The sequence below is a fragment of the Actinoallomurus purpureus genome, from assembly GCF_024055795.1.
Lineage (GTDB): Bacteria > Actinomycetota > Actinomycetes > Streptosporangiales > Streptosporangiaceae > Actinoallomurus > Actinoallomurus purpureus.
The window spans coordinates 18,532-42,703 of sequence record NZ_JAMXMY010000001.1 but is presented as its reverse complement, the minus strand read 5'-3'; the positions used below and the strand labels follow the sequence as shown (position 1 = coordinate 42,703).

General features: G+C 65.6%; 26 protein-coding genes and 1 pseudogene. 14 read left to right on the top strand and 13 right to left on the bottom strand.

The window, feature by feature from the left end; translation table 11 throughout:
* Positions 1 to 76: 76 nt before the first annotated feature.
* Positions 77 to 799: a transposase gene (locus tag NE236_RS00235; protein WP_372494201.1), complete on the top strand. Its 723-nt coding sequence runs from the start codon at positions 77 to 79 to the stop codon at positions 797 to 799.
* A 111-nt stretch (positions 800 to 910) separates the two neighbouring features.
* On the opposite strand, the gene NE236_RS00230 is transcribed toward NE236_RS00235, so the two are convergent.
* Positions 911 to 1,327 carry a helix-turn-helix domain-containing protein gene (locus NE236_RS00230; protein WP_252839694.1) on the bottom strand — a complete coding sequence of 139 codons (417 nt, stop codon included), beginning with the start codon at positions 1,325 to 1,327 and terminating at the stop codon, positions 911 to 913.
* 277 nt (positions 1,328 to 1,604) lie between these two features.
* Between NE236_RS00230 and NE236_RS00225 the strand changes: the two genes are divergently transcribed.
* Positions 1,605 to 3,782 (top strand): TerD family protein, encoded by a 2,178-nt coding sequence (locus NE236_RS00225; protein WP_252839693.1) that lies wholly within the window; start codon positions 1,605 to 1,607, stop codon positions 3,780 to 3,782.
* A gap of 118 nt (positions 3,783 to 3,900) precedes the next feature.
* On the opposite strand, the gene NE236_RS00220 is transcribed toward NE236_RS00225, so the two are convergent.
* Positions 3,901 to 4,017: a DUF397 domain-containing protein gene (locus NE236_RS00220; RefSeq protein ID WP_252839692.1), complete on the bottom strand. Its 117-nt coding sequence runs from the start codon at positions 4,015 to 4,017 to the stop codon at positions 3,901 to 3,903.
* Complete coding sequence (locus NE236_RS00215; RefSeq protein ID WP_252839691.1) at positions 4,014 to 4,829, bottom strand: helix-turn-helix domain-containing protein; 816 nt, start codon at positions 4,827 to 4,829, stop codon at positions 4,014 to 4,016. Before NE236_RS00215 ends, NE236_RS00220 begins: the two co-directional genes overlap by 4 nt.
* A gap of 110 nt (positions 4,830 to 4,939) precedes the next feature.
* On the opposite strand from NE236_RS00215, the gene NE236_RS00210 reads away from it, so the two are divergent.
* From NE236_RS00210 to NE236_RS00200, 3 genes are all read left to right on the top strand, one after another.
* Positions 4,940 to 5,398, top strand: coding sequence for an ATP-binding protein (locus tag NE236_RS00210; RefSeq protein ID WP_308209029.1), 459 nt, complete (start codon positions 4,940 to 4,942; stop codon positions 5,396 to 5,398).
* Positions 5,399 to 5,504: 106 nt separating this feature from the next.
* Positions 5,505 to 6,704, top strand: coding sequence for an NAD(P)/FAD-dependent oxidoreductase (locus NE236_RS00205; protein ID WP_252839689.1), 1,200 nt, complete (start codon positions 5,505 to 5,507; stop codon positions 6,702 to 6,704).
* A complete protein-coding gene (locus NE236_RS00200; RefSeq protein ID WP_252839688.1) occupies positions 6,701 to 7,627 on the top strand; it encodes an RNA polymerase sigma-70 factor in 927 nt (308 codons plus the stop codon). The genes NE236_RS00205 and NE236_RS00200 overlap by 4 nt, the downstream gene beginning before the upstream one ends.
* 43 nt (positions 7,628 to 7,670) lie before the next feature.
* On the opposite strand, the gene NE236_RS00195 is transcribed toward NE236_RS00200, so the two are convergent.
* Both NE236_RS00195 and NE236_RS00190 read right to left on the bottom strand, forming a co-directional pair.
* Positions 7,671 to 8,018 carry an ATP-grasp domain-containing protein gene (locus tag NE236_RS00195; protein ID WP_252839687.1) on the bottom strand — a complete coding sequence of 116 codons (348 nt, stop codon included), beginning with the start codon at positions 8,016 to 8,018 and terminating at the stop codon, positions 7,671 to 7,673.
* Between the two features lie 31 nt (positions 8,019 to 8,049).
* A complete protein-coding gene (locus NE236_RS00190) occupies positions 8,050 to 8,349 on the bottom strand; it encodes a protein kinase domain-containing protein (protein ID WP_289849574.1) in 300 nt (99 codons plus the stop codon).
* 409 nt (positions 8,350 to 8,758) lie between these two features.
* Here NE236_RS00190 and NE236_RS00185 point away from each other — a divergent pair, with 409 nt between their 5' ends.
* Complete coding sequence (locus NE236_RS00185; RefSeq protein ID WP_252839686.1) at positions 8,759 to 9,157, top strand: HIT family protein; 399 nt, start codon at positions 8,759 to 8,761, stop codon at positions 9,155 to 9,157.
* A 9-nt stretch (positions 9,158 to 9,166) separates the two neighbouring features.
* On the opposite strand, the gene NE236_RS00180 is transcribed toward NE236_RS00185, so the two are convergent.
* The 4 genes from NE236_RS00180 to NE236_RS00165 are packed head-to-tail and all read right to left on the bottom strand — an operon-like array spanning position 9,167 to position 12,124.
* Positions 9,167 to 10,426 (bottom strand): hypothetical protein, encoded by a 1,260-nt coding sequence (locus NE236_RS00180; RefSeq protein ID WP_252839685.1) that lies wholly within the window; start codon positions 10,424 to 10,426, stop codon positions 9,167 to 9,169.
* 8 nt (positions 10,427 to 10,434) lie between these two features.
* Complete coding sequence (locus NE236_RS00175; protein ID WP_252839684.1) at positions 10,435 to 11,073, bottom strand: HIT family protein; 639 nt, start codon at positions 11,071 to 11,073, stop codon at positions 10,435 to 10,437.
* Positions 11,066 to 11,689: a cytidylate kinase family protein gene (locus tag NE236_RS00170; protein WP_252839683.1), complete on the bottom strand. Its 624-nt coding sequence runs from the start codon at positions 11,687 to 11,689 to the stop codon at positions 11,066 to 11,068. Before NE236_RS00170 ends, NE236_RS00175 begins: the two co-directional genes overlap by 8 nt.
* A 12-nt stretch (positions 11,690 to 11,701) precedes the next feature.
* On the bottom strand, positions 11,702 to 12,124 hold the full coding sequence (locus NE236_RS00165) for an NUDIX domain-containing protein (RefSeq protein WP_252839682.1): 423 nt from the start codon (positions 12,122 to 12,124) through the stop codon (positions 11,702 to 11,704).
* A gap of 603 nt (positions 12,125 to 12,727) precedes the next feature.
* On the opposite strand from NE236_RS00165, the gene NE236_RS00160 reads away from it, so the two are divergent.
* Together NE236_RS00160 and NE236_RS00155 are read left to right on the top strand one after the other, a co-directional pair.
* On the top strand, positions 12,728 to 15,421 hold the full coding sequence (locus tag NE236_RS00160; RefSeq protein WP_252839681.1) for a hypothetical protein: 2,694 nt from the start codon (positions 12,728 to 12,730) through the stop codon (positions 15,419 to 15,421).
* Between the two features lie 4 nt (positions 15,422 to 15,425).
* On the top strand, positions 15,426 to 16,340 hold the full coding sequence (locus NE236_RS00155; protein ID WP_252839680.1) for a phosphotransferase: 915 nt from the start codon (positions 15,426 to 15,428) through the stop codon (positions 16,338 to 16,340).
* Between the two features lie 103 nt (positions 16,341 to 16,443).
* Here NE236_RS00155 and NE236_RS00150 read toward each other — a convergent pair whose 3' ends face one another.
* On the bottom strand, positions 16,444 to 16,890 hold the full coding sequence (locus NE236_RS00150; protein WP_252839679.1) for a hypothetical protein: 447 nt from the start codon (positions 16,888 to 16,890) through the stop codon (positions 16,444 to 16,446).
* A gap of 40 nt (positions 16,891 to 16,930) precedes the next feature.
* Between NE236_RS00150 and NE236_RS00145 the strand changes: the two genes are divergently transcribed.
* The 4 genes from NE236_RS00145 (at position 16,931) to NE236_RS00130 (ending at position 20,043) form a co-directional block, all read left to right on the top strand.
* Entirely contained in the window at positions 16,931 to 17,488 is a 558-nt protein-coding gene (locus NE236_RS00145) for a hypothetical protein (protein WP_252839678.1), read from the top strand.
* A gap of 640 nt (positions 17,489 to 18,128) precedes the next feature.
* Positions 18,129 to 18,389, top strand: a complete 261-nt coding sequence (locus NE236_RS00140; protein ID WP_252839677.1) for a hypothetical protein — start codon at positions 18,129 to 18,131, stop codon at positions 18,387 to 18,389.
* A 969-nt stretch (positions 18,390 to 19,358) separates the two neighbouring features.
* Entirely contained in the window at positions 19,359 to 19,778 is a 420-nt protein-coding gene (locus tag NE236_RS00135; RefSeq protein WP_252839676.1) for an ATP-binding protein, read from the top strand.
* 16 nt (positions 19,779 to 19,794) lie between these two features.
* Positions 19,795 to 20,043, top strand: coding sequence for a hypothetical protein (locus NE236_RS00130; protein WP_252839675.1), 249 nt, complete (start codon positions 19,795 to 19,797; stop codon positions 20,041 to 20,043).
* A 293-nt stretch (positions 20,044 to 20,336) separates the two neighbouring features.
* On the opposite strand, the gene NE236_RS00125 is transcribed toward NE236_RS00130, so the two are convergent.
* Together NE236_RS00125 and NE236_RS00120 are read right to left on the bottom strand one after the other, a co-directional pair.
* Positions 20,337 to 20,609, bottom strand: a complete 273-nt coding sequence (locus NE236_RS00125) for a DUF6406 domain-containing protein (RefSeq protein ID WP_252839674.1) — start codon at positions 20,607 to 20,609, stop codon at positions 20,337 to 20,339.
* A 7-nt stretch (positions 20,610 to 20,616) separates the two neighbouring features.
* A complete protein-coding gene (locus NE236_RS00120; RefSeq protein WP_252839673.1) occupies positions 20,617 to 21,975 on the bottom strand; it encodes a hypothetical protein in 1,359 nt (452 codons plus the stop codon).
* A gap of 491 nt (positions 21,976 to 22,466) precedes the next feature.
* Between NE236_RS00120 and NE236_RS44890 the strand changes: the two are divergent.
* A pseudogene (locus tag NE236_RS44890) lies at positions 22,467 to 22,906 on the top strand (DUF5753 domain-containing protein); the annotation flags it as partial.
* An 83-nt stretch (positions 22,907 to 22,989) separates the two neighbouring features.
* On the top strand, positions 22,990 to 23,118 hold the full coding sequence (locus NE236_RS00110) for a DUF397 domain-containing protein (RefSeq protein ID WP_252839672.1): 129 nt from the start codon (positions 22,990 to 22,992) through the stop codon (positions 23,116 to 23,118).
* A 141-nt stretch (positions 23,119 to 23,259) separates the two neighbouring features.
* Here NE236_RS00110 and NE236_RS00105 read toward each other — a convergent pair whose 3' ends face one another.
* Entirely contained in the window at positions 23,260 to 24,048 is a 789-nt protein-coding gene (locus NE236_RS00105) for an ATP-grasp domain-containing protein (RefSeq protein WP_252839671.1), read from the bottom strand.
* Positions 24,049 to 24,172 lie beyond the last annotated feature (124 nt).

The following is a 24,172-nucleotide window of genomic DNA, read 5'->3' as shown; positions in this document are numbered from 1 at the left end:
CGGAGTCAAACGCGGGGCCGGCTGGACAGGCTACAAGATCCACCTGAGCGAGACCTGTGAGGCGGGCTCGCCTCATGTGATCACCCACGTCGCGACCACCGACGCCACGGTCACCGACACCGAGATGACCCAGGAGATCCATCAGGCCCTGGCCGAACGAGAGCTGACCCCTGGTGAACACGCCGTGGACGCCGGCTACGTCACCGCCGCGCACATCGTCACCGCCCGCACCGAACACGGCATCGAGTTGCTGGGCCCGGCGGGGCTTGATACCTGCCACCAACAGCACGGCGAGGATCACTTCGCCCAAAGCGCCTTCGCCATCGACTGGCAGACCCGCACGGTCACCTGCCCCCAGGGCGTGGCCAGCGTCAGCTGGTCCGACCAGCACAAAAGCAGCGGAACCCCGATCGGCCGGGTGCATTTCGCCGCGCAGGACTGTCGGCAGTGTCCCCTGCGATCCCACTGCACCAACGCCGACAACGGCAAATGGGGCCGTAGCCTGACCTTGCTGCCACGCGACCAGCAACAAGCCCTCGACACCCGACGGCAGGAGCAGCTGACCGATGAGTGGCAGCAGCGCTATCACATCCGGGCGGGGGTGGAAGGCACCATCTCCCAGGCGGTTCGCCGCACCGCAATCCGCCACACCCGCTACATCGGACTGCCCAAGACCCACCTCGGCCACGTTCTGGCCGCCACCGCGATCAACATCATCAGATTCGACGCATGGCTCACCGAAACCCCGCTCGGCAAGACCAGAACCTCCCACCTGGCCAACCTCGACCCGGCCGCATGATTCGACCAACATGCCCCCTATACACATTTCCCAACGGAGTCCTGAAGGACCAGGATTCCTCGCTAGAAGCCGGTTGAAGCGCAATCCGCGCTCCCTTGGCGACTCCACCAGTTAGGCGGGCTGCGCCGATTGCCGCCGGGTGGACCGACGTAGTGCAGACAGCTTATCGATCACGCTCCTGGCGACTCTGCCGGTCCTCAGCGGCTCGGTGACCATTTCCCTCTCACCGGCCGGTAGAGGTTCGAGCGTGATGCGCATGCCGAGGGCGGCCGCCACATCGACGAGCGTGCCCAGGGTCGGATTGGGGTTCGCGTTGCCGGCCGCGAACAGACGGCGAACCGCTGCGGGGTCCGCACCGATCGCTCTGGCCAACTCGACCTTCGACAACCCTTCGGCCAGACGCGCGTCGTCCAGCGCGTTCATGAGAGCGTCCACCGTGGCGATGCGGATCGACTCACGGACATACTCCCGCAGGAACGCTGGATCCTCCAGGTCGGCCGCGAGATCTTCCCAGAACAGCCCAGCCATCGCCGTCACCTCCACACAGTAGCGTAACATCTATGCTACGCCGCTATTCCCTCTCTCCCACATAGACCGGCAGGCGTCCGCAGAAGGCTCGGCGACCGGAGGCACAAAAAGGTCCAACGCCGCAGACTGCCATCCGACCCCGGTATTCACCGAGCCGGCTGCCCAGACGGACCGGGTCCGACGTCCTCCGCGAGGCGGGCGAGATTAACCCTTACGCCCCCGTATGTCGGAGCTGTCATGCTGTGCACCGCCGCATACTCCCGACCGCGGAAGAATCATGCTCGATATACGGATCATCCAAAAGACGCTGCGGGTGCCGGAGACGGCCGCGCCTGAAGGCGACGGCCGCGCGGTGGCCCGCCAGCTTGACGCGGCGCTGCTCAATGCCGGGTTCAAGGCGTCAGGGGAACTGCTGGACCACCTGTCGCGCCTGGACGCCGGCGTCGTCATGGACACGGGTGTGCGGGTCCTGGCCGCGGTACGGGAGATCGTCGGGGACCATCTCCAGCACAACGTCTACTTCCGCGACTTCCCGGCCAACGTGCCGGACACGGTCGAGTTCTGGGTCCGGTGCCTGCGCGAGGCGATCGTCCGCAGCGGCGGCCCCGGCGACGAAGCGCACGGCGACGCCGTGCTCCGAGCCGTACTGAGCACCGGTCAGGTGAACCTGCTGGCCCTGCCGTCGTACGGCCGGTACCAGCACACGTACGCCGAACTGCTCGCCGCGCACGACGAGCTGATCCCCTCGGTGAAGGACCGGCTCACCGTCATCCATCTGGGCCGACCGCTCTCCGAGGAGATCCGGCACCTTTATCTCTCGCTGGCGGGCAGCCCGGCTCCCCTGGGCGACGCCGACCTGGCCCTGCTCGGCGAGCTGGCCACCGAGTGCGTGGACGGCGAGCAGCCGGCGACGATCCCGAGCAGGGAGAACCGCGCGGTGATCAACCGGGCGCGGTTGCTCGCGGACAGGCTGCTGCTGGTCGACACGGTCACCGATGTGCTGCGGCTGGCGTGCGCGCTGTCCGACGGCGACGTCTCGCTGACCACGCCCACCCGGTTCCGGTCGTTCCCGCGTGCGCGGCGCCGCACGCTCCTGACCGCACTGGACGCGGTCGTATGTGACGCCCCGGCCAAGGCGGCCGACGCCGCCCGGCATCGGGAGATGTGGAAGCGCCTGGGCGAACGGCTGCATCCGCACGAGTACCCGCACCTGCCGCACGCACTCGACGTCTTCGCCGTCGCCCATGGCGACAAGACCGTACGGTCGCTCGCCGCCCGCGTTGAGCTGGCGTTCTCCGGCGGGCAGGTGAGCGACGCGGTCTCCCTGCTGGCCACGGCGCCGGGCATGCTCTTCCGGTCGCTGGACCGGGTCCTGCGGGCCGCGACGCCGGACGAGGTCGACCGGACGCTCGGCGCCGCGCGTGAGGTGATCGGCCGGGTGTCGGGACGGGTGATCCTGGGAGTACGCGAGCACCTGGCCGACCGGACCACGCCGGACGCCTGGCGGATCTTCGTCAACCGCGAGGCCCGGGCGTGGGCGCGCGTGGACGACCGGCCGCCGCTGGCCGAGCCTGTCGTACGTCGCCTCACCGAGATCCTCGACGCGGAACTGGCCCGCCGCCTGCCGTCATGGGACCGGGTCGTGGTCGACCCCGCCGTGCTGGACCTGACCGTGCCCTTGACCGGCAGGACCGCGCCGAACGGCTTCGGCGTGGTGCCGCGCGGGTCGGTCGTGCCGGTCGACGGCGAGGCGCTGCGATTCTTCGTGTACTGGCGGCAGGCCCACGAGTCGACCGACTTCGACCTGTCCGTCCTGCTGCTCGACGACGAGTTCGTCCCCACCGGTCACGTGTCGTGGACGAACCTGCAGGCGTACGGCGGGGTGCACTCGGGCGACATCACCGATGCCGAGACTGGCGCGTCGGAGTTCATCGACCTCGACCTCGGCCGGGTTCGGGCCAGGTACGTGCTACCGCAGGTGCACGTCTACTCGGGCGAGGGCTTCGGGAAGGTCGCCGAGTCGTTCTTCGGGTTCATGCTGCGCGGCCCCGACCAGGCGGGCCGGCCATTCGAGCCGCGTACGGTGCGCATGAAGTCCGACCTGCGCGGCTCCGGCCGGGTCGCGCTGCCGGCGGTCTTCGCGCGGGACGACGACGGCCGCTGGTCGGCGCACTGGATGCATCTGTACCTGCGCGGCACGGACTGGGCGAACCGGGTGGAGACCAACCGGGTCTCGACCACGCTCCTGGCCCGCGGCGTCCTGGAGCGCCGCTACCTGCCGATGTCGTACCTCGTGGACCTGCTCGCGGCAAAGGCCGGCGCGACGACGCCGTACGAGGCGGGCATGGAGTTGGACGGCCCGGTGGCGTTCATCGGACTCGAACGGCCGGAGGGCCTGCCTGCCGGGTCCGAGGTGTACGCCCTCGACCGGCTTAACGAGTTGATCCCCGAGTAGCGGTCGACTACCGTCCCGGTACGGCGAGGCCATGAGGGAGCTTCCTTCTCACCTCGGATGAAACTAGTTCCCTCGCCTTCCTTGCCACGAGGGCTCATCGGCTACCGCCGGCGGGCCCTCACGTCTTCTCTCCCCGACCGGCGACGTCGTCCGACGACGTCACCTGGGCGACTTCGACGCAGTACTTGTCGTCCACGCCACCGCTACGGGAGCTCTTCCGCCAATCGGCGATCATGTGTATCTCTCCAGGTGTTGCTCGATGAGGAGACGCGAGGCGTCCTCGGATGCGGCTTTTGCGCCGATTCGATCGAATTTTACGCCCAACCGCTTGACCTCGCCCGTGTCTTCGATCAGACGGCCACCGTTCTGGGCCCCCGAATAGGCGACGTCCCGCACATCGAGACTGAGCACCTGGAATGATCCGTCCAAGCCGAGGTGAGCCCCCGCCGACGTGGGGATGATGCGAATGATCAGGTGAGGGCGGTCGGCCAGTTCTCGTAGGTGACGAAGCTGCTCCCGCATGACTTCGACGCCCCCGACGGGGCACGCGAGGACGCTCTCGTCCATCAGGACCCAGATGAACGGCGGATCCGGACGGTCCAGAATCGCGCGTCTCCTGGACACTCGTTCGGCGAGCTCCGCATCGATGTCCGTGGCGCTTCCCACCTGCAGGAGAGCGCGCGTGTAGTCGTCGGTCTGCAGGACTCCGGGGATCGCCTGGCCGTGGTAGATCTTGATCGTCCCCGCCGTCGCCTCGTACCGAACGTACGTGCGCCCCCAGTCGGGGCCGTGGGAGGTCTGGGCGTACCAGAGGAGCAGCTCGAACAGGCGGCCGGTCCCCCACGCGGTGTCGATGCTCTTCGCCTGGTCGTCGTCGATCTTGCGGCGGCCCGCCTCGATGTTGGAAACAGTCGACCGCGCCGCGCTGATGACCTTCCCCATCTGGGTCAACGAGAGCCCGTGCCGTTCGCGTTCATAGCGCAGCTCGTACGCGAGGAAATGCCAGAGGGAGAGTTTCGGGTCCAGTGGTGCTCGCACGATCGGCATGACGCCCCCTTGTTTTCGATCGTTCCGGACACGCCCGACTGTAGGCCGAAAGAGCCATTCTTAGCAGAAGAATTTAGAATCACAGCAAGATCAAGGAAACGGCGGCGGCCATGACCGAAGATATCCGGATATGCATGCCCGCATCTGCGGCAGCCCCCGGCTTCACGCGTACGCTGATGGAGCGACGCCTCAAAAAATGGGGATACTCACACATTTCATATGACGCCACTCTGGTGGCCACTGAAATGGTGACGAACGCAATGAAGGCCACCCCCGGCCGGGTCATCCGTTTTCTCTGCCGCTGGGAGGACGGCGCGGTCTACGTCGCGGTCTGGGACTCGAGCCCCGGGCGGCCCGCACCGACGCGCGACGTCGAGTCGACCCTGGACGACCTCGACCTGTCCGAGGACGGGTTCGATGAGAACGGCGGCCGGGGGCTGCACATCATCGACGCCCTCGCCCAGGAGTGGGGGTACCGGCCCGACCCCGTCGACCCGAGGACCGGCCGCTCCCCCGGCAAGTGGGTGTGGGCCCGCGTCGCGACCGACCCCCCGCCGGTTCCGATGTAGGTCGACCGGCCTTGGCTGTGGCGTGCATCACATCGGCCGCATGTCACGTACGGGCGGACAGCTTGCATCTGGTGGTCGTCAGCGGCAAGCGAAGAAAGGCCGAACGATGAGCGCACAGGCCGGCACGGCGACCACCCACCACGTTCTGATCCTGGGAGCGGGTTACGCGGGCATGGCCGCGGCCATCCAGCTCGCGAGTCGGGTCAGGCGGCGCGAGGACGTGCGGGTGACGCTGGTGAACGCGCAGGAGCGGTTCACGGAGCGGCTGCGGCTGCACATGACGGCGACCGGGCAGCAGCTCGCGGAGATGAACATCCCGGAGCTCCTGGAGGGCACGGGCACGCGGTTCGTGCGCGGCTGGGTGACGGCGGTGGACGCTGACGCGAAGACCGTGCGGATCGACGACGATCGGGTCCTGCACTACGACACGCTGGTGTACGGGCTGGGCGGCGTGGCCGACACGGCGGCGGTTCCGGGTGTCGAGGACCACGCCTACACCCTGAACAGCGCCCAGGACGCCGCGTTGCTGGCCGACCGCCTGGCGCGGCTCGGCAGCGGAACGGTGGTCGTCGGCGGCAACGGGCTGACCGGCGTCGAGTCGGCCGCGGAGATCGCCGAACGGCACCCGGAACTGCATGTCGTGCTGCTGGGCCGGCAGGAACCCGGTGCGGCCATGAACCCGAAGGCCAGGGCGTATCTGCGGTCCGCTCTCGACCGTCTGGGCGTCCAGGTGCGCAGCGGGGTCGAGGTCGTGAAGGTGCTGCCCGATGCGGTCGCGTTGGCAGGCGGGGAGAGCATCGCCGCCGATGCGGTCCTGTGGACCAGCGGTACACGGGTGTCACCGCTGGCGGCCGCCGCCGGGCTGAGCGTCGACGAGCGTGGCCGCATCGTCACCGACGCCGCGCTGCGGTCGGTCTCGCACCCGGAGGTGTACGCCGTGGGCGACGCGGCCGCGATCCGCCAGGGCTACGGCGTCATGCACGGCACCTGCCAGGGCGGCATGCCGACCGGTGTGCACGCGGCGGTGTCGATCGTCCGTGCGCTGAACGGCAGGCGGCCCAAGCCGTTCCGCTTCGGCTACTACCACACGCCGGTGAGCCTGGGCCGCCGCGACGCGGTCGTGCAGTTCACCCACCCCGACGACAGCCCGCGGCGCATTCATCTCACCGGCCGCACGGCGGCCTGGTACAAGGAGACGGTGACCGCTTCCCCCTGGCCGACCTACGGCCGTATGAAGAAGATGCCCGCCTCGGGCGCGTTCTGGCCCCGCGGTGGCCGCTTCACCCGCATCCGGGGGACCCGGTGACCCACCCCTCCCCGGACCCCGATCAGCAGGTGTTCCACCAGCACCGCAACCTGCTGTTCTCGGTGGCTTATCGCCTCCTCGGCACCGCGGCCGACGCCGAGGACGCGGTCCAGGACGCTTGGATCAAGTGGTCGGCCGCCGACCGCTCCCAGGTGGCCGACCCCAAGGCGTACCTGACGCGGATCGTGTCGAACCTGGCGCTGGAACGGCTGCGCTCGACCCGGCACAAGCGGGAGACCTATGTGGGGCCGTGGCTTCCGGAGCCCATTCTCACCGGCGGCGACGCCGCCGAGTCCGTCACGGACGCCGAGTCGGTGTCGATGGCGATGCTGGTGGTGCTGGAGACGCTGAGCCCGCTCGAGCGCGCGGTGTTCGTACTGAAGGAGGTCTTCGACTTCAGCCACGCCGAGATCGCGGAGGCGGTGGAGCGTTCCGAGGCCGCGGTGCGCCAGGCCGCGCACCGTGCTCGTGAGCACGTGCAGGCCCGGCGGCCACGCTTCACCGCGGACCGGTCGCGGCAGCGCGAGGCCACCGAGCGCTTCTTCGCCGCCGCGACCGGCGGCGACATCAACACCCTGATGGAACTGCTGTCCCCGGACGTCACCCTGTGGACCGACGGCGGCGGCAAGGTCCGCCAGGCCCTTCGTCCGGTCGTGGGCGCGCAGACGGTGGCCGCCTGGTTCGCGGCCATCGGCACCGTCACCTACCAGGGCGTCGAGCCCGCCGACATGAACACCGAACTCGTCGAGATCAACGGCGGGCCGGGCATCGTGTTCAGCGGATCGAGCCGCGTGATCGCCACGGTCACCTTCGACTTCGACGCGGACGGCCGCATCACCGCCATCCACAACGTGGCCAACCCGGACAAGCTCCAGGCCATCGCCGAGGGCACCGCTCACGAAGTCAGGACGCGGAGACCCTGAGCGGGACCCGCCGGCGCCGACGACACGATCATCAACACCCGGCTCATCCCACGCCATCGGTCATGTCGTCGTCACGCGTCCCCCCCGTCCTTCGTACGAAGCGCCGATCGGTGTCCCGTACTTCACGCCCGGGTCCCGCTGCCCGCAGGACGACGTCCAGGACACGGTCGGCGTCCGCGGCGTACGAGTTACTGAACCAGGCTTCATTTGCCTCGACGACAGCGAACCGGCCGCTGTCAGAGAGGACTCCGATGTCGACGACGACAGCGCCCGGCAGCCCACCGGCCAGGTTGTCCACCAGCTCGGCGCCGAAGCCGAGCGCGGGATGCGTCGGCGGCAGCGGTGCGCTGTCGAGAACCCCGAAAAGCGCGTAGCGGCTCGCGGTGCGCACCTCACCGTCCAGGACGTGGAGGCGATACTCCTCAGCGAACGCGACCGGATCGGCGCGGTTCGAGAAGTCGGTACACCTCCTCCGCCGATCCGGTTCGTTCCTCGGACCGCTTGGCCAGCAGGCTTAATACGACCGTTTCCAGCTCCGCGGGCACATCCGGACGCAGGCTACGGACCGGGACCGGCCTCTCATAAAGCTGACCGTGCATCACGGACGCATCGGTCGGGCCGTCGAACGGTAGTTCTCCGGTCAACATCCGGTACAGCACGCATCCGAGCGAATAGAGGTCGCTCCGAGCCTCGACCTCGTTGTGGAACTGCTCTGGAGCCATATAGGCGAGCCCGGCCCGGCCCAGGACGGCCCGCAGGCCGCGCCAACACCCACCCGACCCCCCGCCACGACGTGCACATCATCGGCAAAACGGACACCCAGAGACGACGAAGGAGAAAATCCACGACCCCACGCCCACGCCGGACGGGTTAAAGATCAAGCTAAGGGAGGGATGTCATGCAGAGCGGTGTCGTACCCGACCGATGTGTCCGCCCGCCACGTCTCGTAGCCGGCGAGCCGCGAGTCGAGTCGGTCTGCCCTGGTCTCCGTACGGAGTGGCAGAGCGTTTCCGCCCTCACACAGCGACCCGATCTGATATCACCGGGCGATGCTCCCCTACGGCCGGGATGGGCGAACGCTGATCGCCGGCGGCAGCGCCCAGGCGGAGCAGCATGGGATGGGGGTGCGGAATGTCGCCAGAGGCGGTGAGAGATCAGTGCTCGTTCTGCGAGATCGTGGCCCACAACGCGGTTGGAACATCCGCCGACCGGCTGATCATCGTGATCGCGGACACGAGCCCGGTCACCCAGGGTCATCACCTTGTCGTACCGGTCAGGCACGTCACGGACTACTTCGAGATGAACCAATCGGAAGTCTGGCAGTCGCATCTCGCGCTTCGGGAGCTATGCGAAGGCCTGCAGAACGACGATCCGACCATCGCGGGCTTCAACATAGGGATGAACTGCGGCCAGGCCGCCGGCCAGACCATCTTCCATGCCCACATTCACGTCATCCCGCGCCGATTCGGTGATACGCCTGACCCGCGCGGCGGGGTGCGGGGTGTCATCCCCGGCGCGATGTCCTACTGATGTACCCGCTCACCGGCGCCGCAGCCGCCGCAGCATCAATCCCACGGCGGCCAGCATTCCGGTGGAGAAGAGTTCGGGACCGACAGCGCTGAGCGCGAATTTCTGCGCGAAGATCCATGACCAGAGGGAGAGTCCGCCGACAGCCGCCGCGACGAGCAGGACGAGCCATGTCGTGGTGCGGGAGTAGACGATGCGGACGCTCAGGTTCGCTAGTGCGGAGACGGACGCAAGATATCGGGATGCTGCCAGCGTGTGCTCGAGCCCCCACAGTGTGTCCATCAAAATGCTGTAGGTACGCGTTGATCGCATATGACCCGAAGACGCGTAGACGTAGCCTTCGGCCGAGTTGACTGCGGCGATGCTGTCCAGAAGCACCGTACGAATGTGCCGGTTGAAGACGATCCGCAACGGGCTGAGGAGCGAAGTGCACGACAGTAGATACAACTGCCAGGGCACGCGAACGTAATGATAGTGGTTGCCTAGGGTGAACTCATAATTCGCCTCGGCGCGGTCGCGAAGTCTCGGGGTCAGCTTCTCCAGCAATTCTTTCCAGAGTGCGTACAGTTCCTCGCCTCTGTCTCCGGTCTCGAGCAGGGCAAAAAGGCAGAAGACGCGCACGTAGATAGAGCCATTACGCTCGTCATGAGCGTACCTTCGGACAAGTTCGAGGTCGGTGTCGTCAACGGGAGCCCCTGCCGCGCTGAGCCCCCGGACGATACTCGCCGTGGCGAGCGGATCGACCTCTCCGCATGAATCCAGATCAGCGGCCCATCCGCCGGTCGCCGACCTGGCCTGCTGGATCCTTGCCAGGACCTTGTTCAGCAGATGTTCCCGGCCGTTCACCACGGCGGGCGCCGCCGAGAGTGCGTAGAGCAGGTCGGCGCACTTGAACGCCGTACGCCATTCCTGGGCCAGGCGGGTGGTCAGCGCCGACATCTCCTCTCCGGACTGGGCCAGAGAGATCTCGATGCTACGACGATCGGCGATGTAACGGAGAATTCCCTCGATCAGTCTTATCCGGTCCGGGCTGCGCGCGCTTCTCGCAAGCGCCAGGACAGCCGCAGACGTGCCGTACAGCCCCCGCTGATTGATGCTGTGCGGGATGAGGTACTGCCCAGCGGCATAGCAACCCTCGGGCAACCCCGCCGCCTGCGCACCGTTCTCCAGGAGATCGCGGAAGTGCTCTTCGATCCTCTCCATGGCACCGCGCAGGACAGGGGTATCGACGGAGACGAAGTAGGTCTCCGCAGGGAGGCGGACGGCCGGCATCGACCTGCTCAGATCTGGCGGTCGAAGAAGGCCGCGATGGTCTTCCTCGTGAGCTCCGGGTCTTCACTGAGGAGGTAATCCCACTCATCGGCTCTGCCAAGGAGACGAGCCCACTCGCGCCGGTAGTACTGCGAGATTCCGACATCACGACCGACGAAGCAGTGGCCAGGCGAGTGTCCCATCAACAGGTAACCGTCCTTCACCTCGGAGCGACCGACCAGCGCAGCCAGGGCCCTCCCGATGCTCGGGTAGCTCCTGTGGCCGGGGGGTAGCGGGAGGTCCAGCGTACCCGGCACGATGTGCAGGTGCGCATGCTCTACGCAGGCGGAGCTGCGCACGCCCGGACGGTAGCCACCGCCGTGCTCCCAGTAGGTGAGGCTCCCCATCTTCGCCCGCAGGTAGGTGAGGAGCGCATGAACGAAGTCTGTGAAACCGTCGGCTCCGCCGCCGGTATCCAGCGAGGCCGACGCCAGATTGTGGTGGTGGTCGACGGGTGCCAACAGCACATAGCCCGCCGATAACCCGCCCAGCCCTGGGACGAGCACCCCGTAGCGGGGATCGAGCCACAGAGGCCGGTCTGTCCAGGGAATGTCGGTGGCACCGGCCGCGGCCCGGCAAAGGAAGCATGCGGGTTCCAGATCAGACACCATTTCTTCCTTCCTGCAACAGCGCGCCGACACTCGCGTTGAAGATCGGCGCGAATCGGGCTATCCCCTTATCGCTCGCCTGGATCGTCGGCTCATCGATCAGATGCGAGTTGTCCAATCGGAGGTCGAAGACATCCGGGTCGGCGCCGAATTCGATCCCGTACAACCGACGAAAATGATCTACGGAGAACCTGTCCTTCTCCGCGATCGTCGCCTCCAGGGTGGACGACGGGGCAAGCCCAGAGCGAAGCCTGCTGACCTGCGCCTTGGCCGCCCTGGAGTCGAAGTCGGAGTGCAACCAGACGCGTACCGCCCCGCTCAGCGGGCATAGCCACGGCTGCAGCCAGGCGTCGACCACGACAGGCTCATCCAAGCTCTCGATCGATTGCGTGAGCAGACGGTCCATCTCCAGGTCCAGCCCGGTATCCGCCGATCGCAACCGGTCGCCTCCAGGCAGCCACTCTTGCCGCTGCGATGAGGACCCGACGACACACGACTTTCGGATCGAGGACATTCCGATGTAGCGCCAGCCGAGCGCCGCTGCCAGCAGACGACAGTGCGTGGTCTTTCCCGCTGCCGTGAATCCAGAGACTATGACGATCCGGGGAGGGGCCATATGACCTCAGTGTTAATCCTCGGCTACCAGCTTCAACGTCGTCCGCTGCGAGTCGATCACGTCAAGATCGAGGAGTTCACCCCGTGAATACCAGGCCTGAGCGTCAATGTAGTCATCACTTAGACGCCGGGGCGCCGACGCGTTCGCATGGACCAAGTGGCAGTATCTGGAGACGGCGATCACTCTGACCTGCTCCCCGTCCCAGAACATCTCCCACGACCACATGTCGATGATGCGGCCCGGCTCTACCTGCAGCCCGGTCTCCTCCAACACCTCACGGCGGACATGCTGGTCGAGGCCTTCCGCGCTCTCCATCCGCCCACCAGGAAACTCCCACTTCCCGGGATTGTAGGGATCTTCGCACGATTTCCGCACGAGGAGGAATTTTCTCCCGTCCGTTATTACAGCTTTCTGTGCGAACTGTATGCGGGTCACCGTGCACTCCGAAGCGAGACAGGAAGCATTAGTCAACAAAACGCGAGACCGAAAACACAAAGGTGGACATCAACCCTGCGGGATTGTCTCACACGCATTGAAGAGTGCGAGTAGTCGAGCAGAATCTACTGATTAAGGCTAGCCGGAACCTAGCTTTCGGGCTGACTGTCACTCGCCACCAGTATCAATGGTGCGCCTGCTGCCGTCAACGACCTCGCGACACACACCGAGGCATTTGTGGCATCCACTGGGCGACCATGGCTCGAATACCGGTTTGTCCCTGATATCACCTGTATGCCTGATGACGGCGAAGCCAATCGCACATCCACTCGAACAGTCGTTCCCCAGCGCTTCACCCGCCCCCCTTCACCCATTCCTCTTCTGATCCTTGAGGTCAGTACCAAGAGCCGCCGAGCAGGGCAAGATGGTCGGCATGGCGAACACCACTCATGGGATGCGCTCAGCCACCAAGGTACGATCGAGTCGCTGTCGGGATGGGGTTCCCGCCACCAGGCGTCCGCTTCCTTGGTCGCCGTCGTTCATCGGTCGGGGCCCTTGTCTCTTCGTCGGGGGGCGAGTGATGGAGCTGGGAGGTGGCCGTCCTTGTCGCGCCCTGATCTGCGTGGGGTCTTCCGCACGAACAATCGTTCCCTGGCCTCGGTCGACGTGTTCGCCAATCGGGAAGAGGAATGGTCGGCCGTCTCGCGCGGCCTGGCGCGTGTCGTCGCCGCGCGGCAAAATCCGACGTTCGACGTGGAGGACGTACAGACGCCTCGCCGCAACGTCCTGGTCTTCTACGGAGTCGGCGGCATCGGGAAGACGACGCTGTCGCAGCGGATCTCAGAGCGTCTGAGCGCCCCGGAGGACGGGCCGGCCCATTGGCTCGCACCGGATTCGCAATTAGGACGTGTCATCCCCATCCGGATTGATCTGTCCCGCCAATTCGGCGCGAACCTCGAAACCGTGGTGCTGGCCGTACGGCTGGCGGTGGCGAACCTCGGACGTCCGATGCGCGCCTTCGACCTGGCGTTCTACCGGTACTGGGAACACAACCATCCTGGCGAGGCGCTGGAGGATTATCTCCGGCGTCACACCTTCTTCCGCCGCTTCTCCTCCCGCGATTCGCTGCGCGGCCAGATGGAGGCGGGGCTGGCGGACATCGCTCAGGCGCTGACCCTGCCCGGCACGATCGGCTCGCTGGCGGGCCAAGGGCTTCGCCTCGTCGTACGGGCGCTGCGCGACCGCAGGCAGAAGGCCAGGGCTCTCGCCGGCTGCCGGCGTCTGCCGGACATCCTTGAAGCCGACCCGGACACCGACGCGCTGAGCTACTACCCGCACCTCCTCGCCTGGGACCTGGCACAACTCCCGGAGGAGCGGACGGCGACGCCGGTGATCCTCCTGGACACGTTCGAGGACGTCGGGGACCGTACACACCGGGATTTCGAACGGCTGATCCAGCGGATGGCCTGGCTGATGCCGAACGCACTGTTCGTCATCACCGGTCGTAATCGGCTGCAATGGGACGACACGCGGCTGGAAGGGCAACTCGACTGGGTCGGTGAGCATTGCTGGCCTCAGTTAGTACCTGGCGGCGCCGAGGATCCGCAGCAGTACCGCGTCGGCTACCTGGCCGAAGATGACGCCCAGGACTACCTTCAACGCCGCCTCACGATCGGCGACCGGCCGCTGATGGACGACCGGACGCGACGCGTCATCATCGCTCATTCGCAGGGTCTGCCGTTGTATCTGGATCTCGCGGTGATGCGCTTCCTGGATCTGCACGAACGGCTCGGGCATGCTCCGGATGTGAGCGAGTTCAGCCATGACTTTCCCGCCCTTGTGGCCCGTACATTCCGTGACCTCACCGACGAAGAACGTCAGGTGCTGCGGGCGGCGAGCCTACTCGATGCATTCTCGGTGGAATTGGCCACGGCAGCGGCTGGGATGGACCGGGACGCACCGGCCCTTCAGCTGACGGAACGTCCCTTCGTCGACGCCGATCCCGGCGCTCCGTGGCCGTACCACCTCCACGACGTGGTGCGCGCGGCCGTACGGGACGCCGACTCATCGAGCGAGGATCGGTGGAGCGACGCCGACTGGCGGCGCGCCGCGCAACGGGCGTTCGATGCCCTCGGCCGCGAGTTCGCGGATCACGGCGCCGGATCGGACCGCCGGCGCCTCATCGGGTGCCTGCGCCAGGGACTGACCCTGGCGCGCGACTTCGACCTCGAACTCGGCTGGCTCGTGGACGCGGCCTTCACCTACGTCGGGGACTTCGTCTGGGAGCACATCGACGTCCGGGCGGCGGCGTCCTCGGCAGGGGGAACCCCGCGGGAACCCGCCTTTCCCGCGGCCGACGGTCCGGCCGTCGCGCTGGCGGAGACCTTGACGACGATCGCCCGCCGGCAGCGTGAGCATCGTGCCATCACCGCGGACCGGCTCCGTACGATCCTCGCCACGGGGTCCTTGCCGTTGGGGCTGGACGAACTCCCTCGCTACTTCCTCGCCGAATGCGACCGTGACCTCGGAAACCTGACCGCCTCGCTCGAAGGGATGCGTCGGGTCGCGGACGGCGGTGGTCGGCTGGCCGCCGACGCATCCCGGGGCCTGCTCCATCTGGCTCGACGGCTGGGGCGCTTCCCCGACGTCCTCGCAGCGATCGACGAGGTCGGTCCGCAGGGCAGGGAGCACCGCACTCTGGGCGACCTGTGGTGGACCCAGGGCGCCATCGGCCTGGCCTGCTCGGAGTACGCGCGTGGTCGCGACGACGCGCTCGACCAGGCGCACCACGGAGAGGCCGCCCTCAGCCAGGCGTGCCTGGCCTTCGCCGCCGCGTTCCAGGACCCGGCCCGTGCCCGTGAGCAGATCGACCGAGCGGAGCGGATGCTGGCCGGAACGAATGCACGCTTTGCCGAACTTCAGGTCCGCAACGCGCGGCTCCTCCAGGCCTGCGGCCGGGCGGACAGCCTTCCGGAGCAGGCCGAGGCGGTGGCCGCGCTCGCCGCAGAGAACGGATTGTCGTCCTCGGTGGCGTACGCACGTTTCGCCGCCTGCTACCACGCGGCCATCCGGGAGGACCCGGAACTGATCGCGGCGAGCCGCGACAGGCTGCGTGAGAGCGTCCACGGCGAGGAGTTCGGATACCTGCTGGAACTGACGTATCTGATGCTGGACGATGAGCCGCCGGCCGATCTCCCCCGCGCCCGCTGGATCGACGGAGTCGCCGCCACCGCCGACCGCTGGGCGCGATTGGTCGCCGATCGGCAGCGCGAGCTCACGTCCTTGACTGGAGAATGACCCGGTGGCCACCTACACCTCAATAGACGACCTCGATCTCAGCCAGATCGCCGCCCGGTACGGCTGGGACGATCTGCACCTTGAGGCGCTGCACGGCGGCGCCGCGAATTCGAGTTTCAAGGCCACCGCCGAGCAGGGCGATTTCGTCCTGACGATCCTGGACAACCACGACCTGGCCGGTGCCGAGGCCCTCACCGCCCGGACCGAGGCACTGTTCCGCCTCGGCGTACCAACCACCGAAGTCATCCATGACGTGGGCGGACGCAGTATCTCCGTGATCAGCGGGCGGCCCGTCATGGTCAAGCGCTGGATCGAGGGTCAGGTCGTCGATCCGCTTCCGAGTCGCCTGCTCCCGGCGGCCGGCGAACTCCTCGCCCACCTGCACGATCTTCCGCAGGATGTCCCAGACCTTCCCGCGAGAACCCGGCGCCTGTCACCTGAACATCTGAAGCTGATCGAGGAATTCCCGGACCGGCGCTTCGCAGAATGGCTGTCGGAACGGCTGGACGCCGTTCGGCGGGAGGAGGGAGCCCTGCCTTCCGTCCCGGACGTCGTCAGCCACGGCGACCTGTTCGCCGACAACCTCATCCTGCGGCCCGACGACAAGCTCGCCGTCATCGACTGGGAGACGGTGTCTCTGGACAGTGCCCTGCTCGACCTCGGCATGACGCTCCTCGGCCTGGCCAACGTCGCCGGCCGTCTGGACCACGACCGAGCGCACCAGATCGTCACCGGTTACACCAAGGTACGGCCGCTGTCAGACGAAGAGGTCGCAACGCTCCCGACCGAGGTCGAACACGCCGCCCTGATCATCGCCTTCCACCGGTATCACCGGCACAACATCCGCTTCCCGGACGAACGCAAGCGTCACCTGCATGAGGAGATGTACGGCTTCGTGGATTCGTTGCCGGGCTTCTGACAGTCCCGCACAACGGGCTTCCGAGGCTCCCCGCCCGACCGCGCGGAAGCCATCGACGCCAGAACGCCGCTCACCGCGTTCCCCGGCGAGCGAAGGGCGGACGTCAGCGAACCCAGACGTAGGAATATACGTGGTACGCCACCGGCTTGTGGTGAGGGTTACGGCCGATCACCAGGTAGCCAAGCTCCCCCTCGGCGGTCTTGACGCACGCGACGATCGTGTCTGCCGCCAGATCATCTCTGGTGAATCGCTGCCGCCACTCCTTGGCCGGCGTCTGAAGGCACTCGTACTCCCCGGGAACCTTGTCACCCAGCTTGATCCCCGTGCCGCTCCAGTCGTCTTTCTCCCGATACCGCGCCAGCCGGGAGATGCGGGCGCCGTTGGCGGGCTGGAGGTCGCCTGTGACGTGGTCGTACGACAGGTCGCCAGTGTTGCCGCGCTGGTCGTGATCCAGGTCGACATTGGTCGCCTGCTGCCTGCTGCCTGCTGCCTGCTGCCTGCTGCCTGCTGCAGCGTCTAAGCAATCGTGGAGTAGGACAATATTGGCCATGAGAAGACGAGGTGAACGTGTCGCTATTAAAATTTGAGCCGTGAACGCAGCGATAGCGGCTCTTGCCGGCGTCGGTCTCACTTCCGTCGCACAGGGGGGAATCGCCTACGCAAGCCATCGGTGGCAGCTCGTGCGCGATGGGCAAGAGTACGAACGAAAAAAGCGTAGCGAGCGCACGGCAGATAAGCGCGGCCTATACGCACGTTACCTTCGCGCTTCGGAAGACTTCCGCCTTGCGCTTCATGAGGTCTGGGAGGGTGCAGGAAACAAGGAGCGCGAAAGCATCGCAATGGACGACTGGGAGAAGGCGGCCAACGAACTCCATCACCTCTACCACGAGGTCTGTCTCGTCTGCGAAGAACCCGCTACGCTCTCTGCGGCATCTACGGTCCATGAACAGCTTTATCGGGGGCTCGAGGCGCTATATGCATTTGGTGTCGGAAATCCCGGCGCAGTTTTCCGGATACAGAAGCATCTCACGCTCATTTACGATGCACATGGGATGTTTCTAAGTAGGGCGCGCGAGGAACTTGGATTGACGTCAATCGACCTTGCTGGCTCCTTTTTCGTCGATCCAAGGCCACGTAAACCCGAGTGAGGCCGTGACGATCGCTGTGGGTGGTTGCACACACCACGGGGTTGGGCCGATCGGCAAACGCGGCGCCTCCGGTCCTCGGGCCGCAGTCGGCACTGCGGCCCGGTTCACCTTGTTCTCGATCTTGCTGCGGCGAAGAAGTCATTGGGTTGTGAAGATCTATTCGACGATCATGCGGAAGTGTGTCAAACCGCACCGACACTGATGAAGCTGTCAGATATTATCACCTCCCGACGTCGATACCATAGGCGGGAATATGCCTCATATACCGGAGTATTACAGGAAGGACGGTACGCGGGTTAGGGCGCATTGGAGGCATCCTGCTGCGGGAGTAGGTATTGCTGCCACTGTCACCGTTGGAGCTTTTACCATTACGATGACAGGATCGGGAGGAGGTTCCGGCGCCCTGAAGCCGCGACCGGCAAGCCGTGCTCGACTATCTAATAATGCAATACCTGCTGTGGCTCAAGCAGGCTTCAAACGGGCCGAGGCTACGCTAGTGGCCAGCGGGCATAAGGCCAGCCTCGCAATGAGGTTCGACACTGATTGTGCAGCTCATTCATACGGGCAGGTTCACAAATTTTTCAAGTCGAATCCATGCAAGTGGCTAGCCCGCGCATACGTGCAGGTAGGCTATTCGGAAATGGTGGTTGCCATCTCCTGGGTCGAGATGCCTAGCGCCCGCCTTGCGGCAGAATATAAACAACTGGTCGACACTCCAGATGCTGGAGGCGTAGCAGAACTCTCGCGCGATACGACCCTGTATCGAAAGATTAGCTACTCTAATAGTGCGCATACATCAGGTATAAACGGCGCCGCAGTGTGGAATGTACAGGCAAGGCCAATAGTCCCGAAAACAACTGCCGAGATCACTGAAATTCTTATTGATTCCAGGCAACAGTGACCTGCGGACCGCGGTACGGGTCGGGTTGCCCACGAACCGCGGCGGCAACGTAGGCGAGCTTGCTAACGCTTCTCCTAACAACGGCCTCGGTAGCCGTGGACCGATCTGGACGACGTATCGGCGCAAGACAGGTCAGGGGACAATTCTGGACGGCTGTGGACACCGTCGATCTTGCTACGGATCAGTTGGGAAGGGAGCTGCCACCGTCCCGCGCGTGACGGCTATGTCCAGTTGGTGCAAGCATTGCGGGGTCCCGACAACAGGCGCTCCGGGGCGCCCGAGGCCCTTTGGGCCGAACCGGCGAGAGTAAGAGGCGCCCTCACGGGGCGGCCGCATGCGTGGCGCGCGATCGGCGTCCTGAGTAGACCCCGCCGGACTCGGACAAGGACTGGGTTGGTCACCGCAGGCCGCGAGAGCGGAGGCCGAACAGAGGAGCACGGTCAGAGCGCCGAAAAGATGGGTTCGCACCTGCATTCCTCTCAGACAACGCGATCCGTCACATGGTTCCCGATCGAGTCTCGGATTGATTGCTTCGTCTAACATGATCGAAATCGACTCTCCTCCGGGTATGGACAACATATGACACGAATCTGACCTTCATCGACCCACCTATCGCACTATATGTGCGCTTTGTCGCGTAAGTGGGTTAAAACGCGTCGACCTGGTCGTATTGCGTGCCCGCTCACGACTCCGTGTAGTCAGACCAGATGTCGCGAGTGCCTCAAGCGTCTGTTGGAAACCTTCACCAAGGATCATCGTTCGACCAGCCGATCCGCTGTTGGGACATACCGTGATGAGCGCATCAGCGCCGCAGGTCACCGGCTGGCCGATTCCACGGCGCAGCGCCCGAACCGGTCTTGTTTGACGCTGCCACAGCGATGCCCGGCTTTTCAGAGGCTCCGGAATTGTGGCAGGCATCGGCGCGCCGGATCAGTCTTTCGGCAGGCCGATCCGAAGGACGTGACGTGCATGGACATCACGCGACTGTACGAGATTCCCCACAGATTCGATCTTAAGATGTTCGCTTACGCGGAGAACGTCTATCTCGTCCGTAATCTGGTTGATCAAGCCGTTGACACCTGGGGCCTGTCCGAGAACGCCAGATTCACCGGACAGCTCATCCTCACAGAGCTGGCCACCAACGCGGTACGGCTCTACGAGGGCAAGGAAATACACGTGTGGGTCTCCAGCCAAGCCGGCCGGAACCTTCTGGAGCTGGCCGTCTGGGATCCCGACCCCGACAACCTTCCCAAGATCCTTCCGCCGACCGAGTACGGCGAGTCCGGCCGCGGACTCGCGCTGGCCTACGAGCTGTCCGACCAGCGGCTTGGCTGGTACCGGTCGACGACGGCCTGCGGAAAGGTGGTCTGGGCGAGGGTCGGACCGTAGACGAAGGAGAGAAACGATGACAGATCCGGCACCTCCCGGTTGGATCAGTGCAGGCACGATCGACGGCGTGCCGTTGTGGCGGCGTACGTCGGAGCCGGTCTGGGTCGCGGCCACCGACAGAGATCAGCTGGTCTTCCTCGACGTCGCGCTGGAGTGGTTCGACATGGCGGGACCACAGGAGTTCGTCGCGTTCATCGAACGAAGGAAGAAAGCTCAGTTAGCGGTGGGGTCAACGACGAGGCGTGCGTCGAGGTGGCGCCACTGACCTCACACGAAGCCGCCAGTGTGCTGACGCAACTCATGACCGACGGCACTGGCTGCTGACCATCACTCACGGTTCACACAGGCGACGCGAGGGGCGTCCGAGGATGCCCCGCGCGTTCTCAACTAACGCGATTAGAGGCCACCGTCGCGATGCAGTGGCGCAAGAGCTCCCGCAGTGGAGGTGTCTACGACCAGGGATGCGTCGACGTCACCAGCTTTGTGACCAGCGCTTGCGCATAGGACCGCGTTGGAAGTGCGGCTGTGGGTCGGTTGCCGCAGAAAGACCCAACCCGGCTATTGATCCTTCGAGAGAGTTGCAATACGCCGTCGCGCGCTCATAGATACCTCGAAGATCGTCGTAACCCGCCAGGTAGCACCAGCGAAGTCAAAGACATCCCCTTCGTGACACTTGATGTCACGCTCTCCAGCATCATCATCGACGGTCAGACTGACCTCCAAACGATCCTGATCATCCAGATAGCTGTCACCTGCAATGAATTCTCCACCTCCGAGCCGACGAGGTATGCCGCCGTAAAGATCGATCGTTCCTGGAAGATAATCGGTCATCGTAACCTCATTTTAGCGTAGTGAAGTGGCCGCCACGGGTGCCGTCATAATTGTAGCGGCGATAATACTCCCAGAATGTTTTTGCGTCCATTGGATCTGGGTGGCGCCTTCCCCACGGGTTACGGAGATAAAGTTCATCGTTCTCTATCTTCGTCACTTCGTACGCATGCCCAGCCACAAGCCTATTGGGGAATTGCTCACCGGCCACGCGGGTACCGCGGGTGCCGACGAGCACAGGTTTTCCTGCGTTGAGTTGGTCTCGGAAGGTGTCGAGTAGCGCTTGCTCGCCCTGTTGCTCGTCGGGGATGCGGCGCACTTCGGCGTCCTCTCCGGTCAGCTTGGCGAGTAGGTCAGCCCGCTGGTACGCGGTGGAGCCGATGTCGAGCCGGTTATACCCCCTCGGCGCGTCGTTGGGAGACGCCCCGAGTCCGGCGCTCGCACGGTCCCGGTCGACCGCCGGCTTATGCCAGGTCGTCCACTCCTGGTCCCAGTTGGCATTCTTGCTCGTATCCCAGGTCTGATCTTCGGCGGCGATCGCCTTCTCCATGATCGCGGCCCACCCACAGGATTCCGCACCAATACCGACGAGCGGCCGCGTGGGGTCGTCAGTCCGGACAGGGAGTTCGTCATTCACGCGATAGGTCTTCACATCTCCCGTGGGCCGGGCGACAGGGTCGGCTGGGGTGGCTTCGGTGACCTCATGCAGAGTGATCTCATACTCACCGTCGCCGACCTGCTTGATGGCGTTCTTGATCGCTTCTGGGCGATGCTCAGCCACCGAGCCGAGGGTAGCGACGATGCCGCAGTCACCAACGTCGTTCTGGGCGACCTGGTCGCGGGTCGGTGGGCCGTCGAAGATGGGCACCGGGTTGGACTTGTCGCGGACGAGATATCGATCTTGCGCGGTCGGCGGGATGCTCGGGTAATAGTCGCCGACGATCTGCGGAGGCTTGACCTCGTGCGCCTTGTCAGTGCGCTCCAAGGGCGGCTGTTCGGTCGCGGCCTCCGGCGTACTGGCTGCTTGCTGGTGGTCCTCTTGCGCCTCGCCATCACCGCCCGCGTCGGCGGGATCGTCGCGGCGACCGTTCGCAACCTCGCCGGGATCTTCCTGTGCCGGGGATACGGACTCCGGACTCCTCAGCTTCCCGCCGGAAGCATCGTCACTTTGGTCGCGGTCGTCGTCGTATGGTCCAAAGGACAGACGGTCCTTGCCGGCGGTCCCGCTCGTCTCGGCCGCCTGTGATGTGGCGGACGACCCTGGTTCCTTCTCTGCGACCACGGAGCCCTGCTCGCTCGTCGCCTTGGGTGTGCCCTTGTCGGCGACTTCGGCGGGTTTCTTGGCAGCCTGCTCGTTCAGGGCAGCCACTGTCCTGCGGGACTCTCGCCGAGACGGGACGCCTTCGGGTTCCTGGCCAGGGCGATCGGGTGGGGAAGCGGGGCGGCCGGCTGGCTTCTTCTCTTCGATCTGCTCGACGCCCGCGTCGGTGCTGGCGGACCTATCGATACCCACGATTACTCTGTCAGCCGGTCGGGCAATAGCGGCAGGCCGCCACGGGAGCGCACTCGTCCAACGGTGTCTGCGGCTCGCTCACTTCGATCGTTACGGCGGTCCTCTCGATGGCACACGCCCTCGCGGCTACCTTTCTTTACTGTCACCATGTACCACAGATCGTTCCCTCATCAAGAGGGCGCTCGCCCAGCCGCTCAGAAGATGGTGTCTTGCTCATCCCATGTGGGACGACTTCTCGGTGAGCGGGCGGCCTTCTTAGTCTTCTTGTCGTAGAGGCCGGCGGCGACCTCGGCGGCACAAAGGACCACAACCCCGACTGGGCCCAGTCGGTCACCGCGTACGAAGCCATCGCCCGGCTGATCAGGATCTATCAAGGGCAGTACATCCCGCCCCCGTTCCAAACAGAGGACTACGCACGCGCCTTGCTGCTGGCCAGTAGCAACGCCAAGGACCTGAAAAAGATTCTCAAAGCCAGGATGGAGCGGCAGGCCGCGATCTTGGAGAGGCCGGATCCGCCCTACGTCTGGGCATTGCTGGACGAGAACGTGCTCGACGACCGCATCGGCGGCGTCGAGGCATGCAGACACAGCTCCGCCACCTGCTCGAACTGATGCAGCGGCCACACATCTCCATCCGCGTCATCCCACGCTCGACAGGTGCCCATATCGGCAAGGACGGTCCGTTCCGCATCATCAGCCTCGATTCGCGCGATATCGCCTACGCTGGAGCAGCGCGAGGTGGCCGGCTGATCGAGATGTGCGGCGAGGTCGGAGAGTTTCGATTGGACTTCGACCTGATCGGACAGAAAGCAGCGTCCGACGACGCCTCGCGCGTGCTAATCGAACGGCGATTGGAGGCGATGGAGTGGCGATGCATTGGCGCAAGAACTCCCGCAGCGGAGCTGTCAACGATGAGGCCTGCGTCGAGGTCACGCCGGTTATCTGGCAGGAGGTCGCCGGCTTGATGGCACAAGTCACGACTGACGACACCGGCCGCTGACCAACCCGGCGCGGTTCGTGTGATCGACGCTCACGGCGTCCGACGGCACGGACCGCGCCTTCCCATTTCAGTCCCAATGCCCAGAAGCCGGCTAACCTCACGCTTCATGCTCGGAGCCGCTCGGCGGGAGGCCGAATGGGGTCATGCCGTCGTGACGCAGCCCGCCGTCCTCCGTACGAAGCGCCGATCGGTGTCCCGTACGTCGTGCCCGGGTCCCGCGGCCCGCAGGACGACGTCCAGGACTCGGTCGGCGTCCGCGGCGTAGGAGTTGCTGAACCATGCCTCATTGGCCTCGACGACGGCGAACCGGCCGCTGTCGGAAAGGATTCCGATGTCGACGACGACAGCGCCCGGCAGCCCGCCGACCAGGTGATCCATCAGCTCGGCGCCGAAGCCGAGCGCGGGATGCCTCGGCGGCAGCGGCGCGCTGTCGAGAACCCCGGAAAGCGCGTAGCGGCTCGCGGCGCGCACCTCGCCGTCCAGGACGTGGAGGCGGTACTCCTCGGCGAACGCGACCGGCTCGGCGGACAGCACGGGGAGTTCGGCGGGAAGGTGCGTCGGCAGGCCGGTGCCGTCTGGACGAACTCCGGCCGAAAAAAGCTTTCCGGCGGCCGGCTTGACGAAGCGGGGGACCCGGTGCCGCCGAGCCTGCCCCAGGGTGATCAGCTCGACATGCCGACCGGTGAAGTACGCGGGCAGGGCCGGCAGCAGATCGAGGGGCGGCTCCAGCAGCGCCACGTCCAGCGCGGACGCCATCGCGTCGGCGAAGCGTTCGCCGCCGTAAAGATGGGCGCGTCCCCTCAGGTCGGCCGGAATCGGTTCTGCGGGCACTGTGCGCACGTCCATGCCCCGCCACGCGGCCGCCTCAGCCAGAAGCCGACCCGTCGTGGTCGCGCGCGGCGGCAACAGGAACGATCGACGTGTGCTCACCCCGGCGATCCTCCCAGCGTGAGCAGCACCCGGAGCAACGGAATTCTTGGCGGCCCGCGTCGAAAGTCGATCGTTTCAACACCTCACCCCGCCGGCCCCGGACGGGCCTTCACGCCGCGCCCGT